The sequence below is a fragment of the uncultured Faecalibaculum sp. genome (assembly GCF_910588395.1).
Classification (GTDB): Bacteria; Bacillota_I; Bacilli_A; order Erysipelotrichales; family Erysipelotrichaceae; genus Faecalibaculum.
The window spans coordinates 1-6,979 of record NZ_CAJUPA010000066.1 but is presented as its reverse complement, the minus strand read 5'-3'; the positions used below and the strand labels follow the sequence as shown (position 1 = coordinate 6,979).

Below are 6,979 nucleotides of genomic sequence, written 5' to 3'. Positions count from 1 at the left end.
GAACAGATCCAGAGGTATGGAGTGTATACCATCCGGACAGCAACGGAAGACGGGGTGGTCTATTCCAGGTCATTCATAGTGGTACGGAATGGCTATGGTGTCATCTCCCGGTTCACAAGGCTTCAGGACTATGCGGGCTTCAAGGTGTATAAGCCGATCTCATCGAATGCGGAGAAGAAGCTGTATTACATCTGCGGGATGCTCAACTATGTCCTGGTGGACAATGGAAAGAGGTTCGGGATCCGCCATGTGTTCGGCATTACAGCGGAGATGCTGCAGGAATACTTTGACTATTATGCAGCGGAAAAGAAAGCGGACGGGGACTACCGGGGAAGGGACAGCATCACCAAATGTATCGGCGCTGTGACTGCTTTTATGGCGAACCTTGTATGGAAGTTCGGCGGGTTTATGAAGGTCACCCGTCCGGAGCTGTACCGCGACGAAGCCGCGTATGACAGACATGGGCGGCGTTTCCTTAAAGCAGTCCCCGTGTTCCAGGTTTCCGGGATGCCGGTGAGGAAAAAGATCTTTCGGGATATCCCTTATAAAGCCTTTGAGGTACTGATCCCGATGGCTTTCCGTTATGCCAGGGACATCGCCTTCGGACTCTGCCTGCAGGCATTCGCGGGGCTGCGCGCCGGGGAGGTATGCAGCGTGCGGCAGGAATGCAGCCCCCTGGGGAGGGGGATCACATTCACTGAGCTTGGCGGGCGTGTAGTCAGCGCCGTGGTCGATGTTGAACAGGAAATCCGGATACGGGATGATGACGTTGAGGTCGGGATGATCAAGAAAGAGCGCAGGCAGGGTGTCTACCCCGCATTCCTGGGGGCTTTCTGCAAGGCATACGAGCTGCACAGGGAGTTCCTTTCCGGGCGGGAGTTCGACAGGGACTACTGCCCCATGTTCATCAACAGGAATGGGGAAGCCATGACCTATGAGACTTACCGGACGAGGTTCCGTGAGTTGGTGGATGGGCATCTCCGCCCATACCTGATAAAGAGCAGCGACCCGGAACTGAGGCTCTATGGACAGGTACTGTATGAGAACCAGCTTGGGACACATGCGCTGCGCCACTGGTTCACGGTCCAGCTCGTACTCAGGGGCGAGGATATCGGGAGCATCCAGTACTGGAGGGGTGACAGCAGCCCGGAAAGCTCGTTCCTGTATCTCCAGAACAAAGGTGACATTACAAGGGAGCTGGAGGCATCCAGTGACCGTCTGGTGACCATGCTCGTGTCAGGATGGGGGGATTTTGAAGATGATACTGTTTGATGAGGTCTTAAAAGATGCGGCGCAGGTGCAGTCGGCATACCGGGACATCTGCAGGTGCAGGGATGACCTCCTCGGGTTCCTGGACAGGAACGGATGGTTCGGGCAGGCCCCGGAAGGCAGCGGCAGGGAGATGGCGGTCAGCGACTACGAAAGCATGCGCGGCCCGATCCGCCTGTGGCTGTCCGCTTATCAGAGAACACCGCGGGAAAAGCTGTCGGTCCTGCTGGATACATACAGCGGGAAGCTGCCGGAGACATGCCGGCGCTACCGGAAGTTTGTGGCCCGGGAAGGGATCAGCGATGAACCGAGCGGGTGGAAGATACTTGATTTCATCCTTTCTGCCTGCGGCCGTGAGCTGTCCGGATACAGTGCAGAAGAGCTTGACTGCCTTATGGAAAAGACATCGGAAATGCTTCCCGTCAGGAGCACAAAGCTGTTTGCGAAGTTTGCTGCGGAGGTGTCAGGGGACAGCAGCTGCAGATACGACATCCATCCCAGGCGGCAGGCGGAAATACGGAAAGAGGCTTATCCGGTCAGGGAATTCAGCGTGATGGCGTACTGCGTATTCAATGAGGCATCATGGGAGGCGAACGGGCTGGTCATAAAAGCCCTGGATTCTGTCCGCTATGCCGACCTGTGGCTCTTTGCGGCGCTCCATTTCCTGGGGGCGTTAAGGCGGACGGACATCACCCGGCTGCCGGTTCCATCACTGCCCTACCCGCCGGACACGGTGGAAGGGATGCTCCGCTCCGGAAGCTACCGGGATGCGGATGCCAGGGGCGTTTCAGAAGAGCTGCTGTTGAGGCTGAAATACCTGCCGATGTACCCATCCAAGACAGAAAGGTACCAGGGTGTGCCGGAGCTGAAGTTATTTATACCGGAATCACTGAAAGCGGCCATGGGGCTGATCATTACCATAAAGCTCCTCCACCATAAAGAAAACGAGCCCCTGGTACGGCCAGTCCAGGACATTGTATCGATCAGGAGATTTTTTGGCACGCAGTTCATAGAAGCGCTTGGAGAGCGGAGGTTCCAGACCAGAAGGGCGAACAAGTCCTATCTCCAGGGGATCGAGCTGGTGACGGCGGACGGGCCTGGCAGGCCGAAGGGATATATGCTCGCGGCCCTTGCCAGGAGCCACAAGGGAGGGATCGGCGCCCTGCCGGGGATCACGGATATCTACCTGAAGGATGCTGCTTTTTCCGGATACCGCCCGGAATTCATCCTGCGGGAAATGTTTGAGAGGGGCATCTTTGGCTTCATTCCGGCACTGCTGCTGGAAAGGTATGCGGGTGACGGATACCGGCGGCTGGATGTCCCGCGGCAGACTGAACTGATCCGGTGCATTGGCCTGGACGCCGGGCAGCTGGAAGAAGCCGCGCTCCTTGTCGAACGGTCACTGGAGGCCAGCCGGGAGATTGTCGCGTCCATCCCGGAAGGCAGGCTCGGGGATGCCCTGCAGATGGCCGCAAGCGGCGCGGCGGCATCCAGGCAGCCGGAGACGCTCTGCCTGCGTACTGCTGTCGGGATGCCCTGCTGCGACTCCCTCAGGGGCGGCTGCATCGGCTGCGGCTATGAGATCTTTACGAAAGCGGCCTTCCATCTGCTGATGAAGGAATACACCGCGATAACGGAACTGAAAAACAGGGCATCCGGGCCGGAACGGGAACGCCTGAAAAACATCCTGTCCAGAGGGATCATACCGGCTGTCGGGCAGATGCTCGAAAGCCTTCCGATGCTTTACCCCGGCGCGGATATGGAGACCATGACAGGGATGCTGGAAAGGAGGCTGAAAGATACAGATGATAGCAGATGTGCAGATGCATAAAGGGTATACAAAAGTGCTGCTCATCCGTGAAATGGACACCGGAACGCGCTTGCAGGCGGAGAGGAAATTTGCCGAGTATGCCGCAAAAGGAGTGATCGACAGGGGCTCATTCCCGGATGCGGAATGGCGGATCACGGATGAAGTGAAACGCAGGAACATCCGCTTCGAGACCGGTGGCGGCACAGTCCAGGAGTGGACCGGCTGTGACGAGGGGTGCTTCCTGGATTATGTGAAGTCCTATACAGTGCTGCTGCTTGGGACAATGGCGGCCAGTTCGGTTGCCGGGGTCAGCAGCTCCCTGGTCAGGCTGGGGTGCTGTGGATTCGGGGAAGCATGCACATGGGATGTACATATCAGCCATGCACTCCAGTTCCTGGGTATGATTCCTGATTCACCCGGGTACATAGGGGCCGTCATGGAGCGGATCGAGGAAAACCGGACGCTGGACGGATGGGCCCGTAAACCGAGGAAGCTGGCGGATTTCCGGTATTACCTGAGATTTGACCGGTATGTCAATGAGTTCTGGGGAACTGCTGGTGAAGACACAAAGGACTACTTTTTCCCGGCATACCTTTGGTGGAGGCTTACCAGCATCCTGCCCCTGCGGGCGACGGAATTCCTCCTTCTGCCAGGCGACTGTATCTATAACCGGGATGGGAGGTGGATCCTTACTGTACGCCGGACAAGACTGAAGAAAAGGCTGCAGAAAGTCGGCTACACGATCCATGCGGATTATACCCTCCATGAATACGAGGTGCCGGAATGGCTTGCGGGGGAGATCCTCGCTTATAAAGCGGCTGGGGAGAAACGCCGCCCCCATGAAAAAGACACTTTATTTTCCCCGGCACGTGCGACACAGCTGGGATATATGACTTACTGCCAGATGCGCCGCAGGCTTGGCGAATTCAAGGAGAAGGTGACAGGGAGTGCGGATTATCCGGTCAGCCTCGGGGACACACGGCACCTTGCCATGATAAACCTGATCCTGTCCGGCGGTTCCCCTGTGATATGCAGGGAGCTGGCCGGCCATGAGAGCATTGATATCAGTGCCAGCTATTATGCGAACCTTTCTGCTGTGGTGGAGAGCGCCGTTTATGAGAAATACCGTGAGAACCGTGGGAAGGTCACACTGGACGGATCGTTGAAGCTGCGCATGGGGGACAGGCATGGCATGACGGAGGTGGAAGGCGGGCACTGTGATTATGCAGGCCTCCCCGGAGGCGATATTTCCGAATGCATGAAAAACTACCGTGAAGGCGGGCATTTCGGCGACTGCAGGAACTGCATCCATTACTATCCTGACCAGGATGGGCTGAGGCTTGCCGTCCAGGAGGGATTCCGGGAAAAAGTGGATGAGGACGGGATGTTTCTGATGGAGATGATTGAACAGGTACGCCGCGGGAACGGTGCGCAGGAGGATATCACGTCCGCGCTCCTGCGGCTGCAGAACAGCAGCGCGTGTTACAGGAAAGCGCTGGAGAGGAAGATGGAGGGAGAGAAAAATGGCAAGACCAAACAAGACAGATGAAGCGCTGCTGGTCAGCATACTGGAAAAGTATTATGCGGATGTGGCCTGCGGCAATGCGAGGGACATCAGGTTTACGGACCTGGCGAAGTATGCCGGGAGGCAGGGCGTCCCTGCTAAAGAGTATGAATTCCGCAGGAACAGGGGCGTCCGCAGGCGGCTGGACGAGCTGAAGGCGGGGGCTTCCAGGACCGGAACCGATGCACTGCTGGTATATAAAAGCATTGATGCTGACGGCCTGGTCAGGACCTGCCAGGATCTTTCGGATTTAAAAGGCAAGCTGAACGACATGGATGCGTACTGGAAATCCGTCTATGACAGATATACAGAGATGGAGATAAACTACAGGAACGCAGTCTCACGGAAAGCGGAATCCGAAAAGCAGGCGGGGGTGATGAAGAAGGAAATGCAGCGGTCAGAGGAACTTTACCGGGCATTAGAGAAAGAAAACAGAGGGCTGCGGAGGGAGAATGCGTACCTCCGCAGGATGCTGGAGAAGTACCTGTACCCTGACCTGGCAAGGCAGCTGATGCAGGAAGCGCATCTTCCAGTCAGGACTGCCGGGAACGTGACGCAGGCGGCATTGGGGGACCTGATAGAAGGGACACGCCCCGACCCGTTCGGCGGTGCACAGAAAGCGAAGGAAAAACCAAAGACCAGGGAGGAACAGCTCCTTGATGAGATGAGGAGGCAGGCAGAAGAATGAACCAGTACCCATTGATCAGGGGACAGACAGACTTAAAGGCAAGGAATCCCGCCCTTGCGGAAGAATGGGACGGGATAAGGAACAAGGGACTGACGCCGGAAGACGTGCAGCCGGGATCCGTGAAAAAAGTCTGGTGGAGGTGCCGTAAAGGACACAGCTGGATGGCCGCCGTCTACAGCCGGACGGCCGGGGCTGGCTGCCCGTATTGCGCTGGGAACCGGCTGATCCCCGGAGTAAATGACCTTGCGACAGTGGCCCCTCTGCTTGCGGAGGAATGGGATGTTGGCAAAAATGGGAGCCTTCGTCCTGAGGATGTTGCCGGAGGCACTGCAAAAAGGGTCTGGTGGCGTTGTGCAGAAGGGCACAGCTGGCAGGCGGCGGTATCAAGCCGGGCGGCTGGGAAAGGCTGCCGCTACTGTGCTGGCAGGAAAGTGATGCCTGGGTTCAATGACCTTGCGACAGCGGATCCGGAGCTTACGGCACAATGGGACCATGAAAGGAACGGGGGCTTAAGGCCGGAGGATGTCACGGGCATGAGCCAACGGTCGGTATGGTGGACTGGCCGCTGCGGCCATTCATGGAAAGCAAAGATCTCCAACCGGAGAAATGGATGCGGCTGCCCCTACTGCTGCGGCAAAAAGATTCTGGAGGGCTTCAATGACGCGCAGAGCAGGTGCCCGGAGCTTATGGATGAATGGGATTTTGAAAAAAATACGTTCCTTCCATCGGAGATAACCGCCGGGAGCCAGAAGGATATCTGGTGGCGGTGCAGAAAGGGGCATTCCTGGAAGGCGAAACTGCCGGGCAGGAGACGCGGGAACGGCTGCCCGTACTGCGGGAACCGGAAAGTGCTGCCGGGCGAAAATGACCTGGCATCAGTCCATCCGGAGCTGGCCGGGGAATGGGACTATGGGAAAAACCAGGGATCCACACCGGAGACCGTCATGTACCAGACCCGGAAGAAAGTGTGGTGGAGATGCAGGAAAGGGCACTCCTGGAAAGCGGAGGTCTATGAACGGGCCGCAGGGAGCGGCTGCCCTGTCTGCACGCGCCTGCTGGACCGGCACCCGGTCATCCCGGGGGAATCCGACCTTGCGACATACAGCCCCAGGCTGGCCAGGGAATGGGACTGCCAGAGAAATATGGGGCTTACACCGGAGCAGGTCAGGCCGTTTTCAACAAGGAAAGTCTGGTGGGTCTGTGAAAAAGGCCACCACTGGCAGTGCACAGTCCAGGTCCGCCAGAAAGGGACAGGCTGCCCGTTTTGCGATGGGAGGATTCACAGGCAGTCGAGGCTGATATAAATATGGAGATAACACAGCACAGGGAGCCGGTTATCCTGGATACGGCTTTTTGAATATATGGAGGAAACCTATGAAGATAAGGATACGCTCCCCCACTTAACAATGGGGCTGGATGACAACTGAATATGGAACCTGAAAACCAGAGGGCTTTTTGTATATATGGCCGCTTTTAATGAGCGTCCCGGATACAGAAGCCCTCTTTTTTATCCCAAAACAAAAAATAAAAATTTAAGAAAGGAAAAGAACCCAGATCCCGGGATACACAAATCTGGAACGACAAAACCATTGGAATCTATGGTTTGTGTTCTGCACGGATTGTGACAAAACGACAAAATAAGGCGTTT

General features: G+C 56.7%; 5 protein-coding genes. All 5 read left to right on the top strand.

Annotation, left to right across the window (positions count from 1 at the left end; translation table 11 throughout):
* The coding region (locus QZ305_RS11440) for a site-specific integrase (protein ID WP_294732110.1) at nt 1-1,272 on the top strand (1,272 nt) is incomplete at its 5' end.
* Nucleotides 1,253-3,100, top strand: a complete 1,848-nt coding sequence (locus QZ305_RS11435; RefSeq protein WP_294732109.1) for a hypothetical protein — start codon at nt 1,253-1,255, stop codon at nt 3,098-3,100. The genes QZ305_RS11440 and QZ305_RS11435, both read left to right, overlap by 20 nt.
* The gene (locus QZ305_RS11430) at nt 3,075-4,628 is read left to right on the top strand and encodes a hypothetical protein (RefSeq protein WP_294732107.1); all 1,554 of its coding nucleotides are present in this window, start codon (nt 3,075-3,077) and stop codon (nt 4,626-4,628) included. Before QZ305_RS11435 ends, QZ305_RS11430 begins: the two co-directional genes overlap by 26 nt.
* Entirely contained in the window at nt 4,603-5,331 is a 729-nt protein-coding gene (locus tag QZ305_RS11425) for a hypothetical protein (RefSeq protein ID WP_290071423.1), read from the top strand. The genes QZ305_RS11430 and QZ305_RS11425 overlap by 26 nt, the downstream gene beginning before the upstream one ends.
* Entirely contained in the window at nt 5,328-6,635 is a 1,308-nt protein-coding gene (locus tag QZ305_RS11420; RefSeq protein WP_294732103.1) for a zinc-ribbon domain-containing protein, read from the top strand. Before QZ305_RS11425 ends, QZ305_RS11420 begins: the two co-directional genes overlap by 4 nt.
* Nucleotides 6,636-6,979: the final 344 nt, after the last annotated feature.

Coding starts and splice junctions, on each gene's coding strand:
- QZ305_RS11430 (WP_294732107.1), top strand. CDS start 3,075: ATGATAGCAGATGTGCAGATGCATAAAGGGTATACAAAAGTGCTGCTC.
- QZ305_RS11425 (WP_290071423.1), top strand. CDS start 4,603: ATGGCAAGACCAAACAAGACAGATGAAGCGCTGCTGGTCAGCATACTG.
- QZ305_RS11420 (WP_294732103.1), top strand. CDS start 5,328: ATGAACCAGTACCCATTGATCAGGGGACAGACAGACTTAAAGGCAAGG.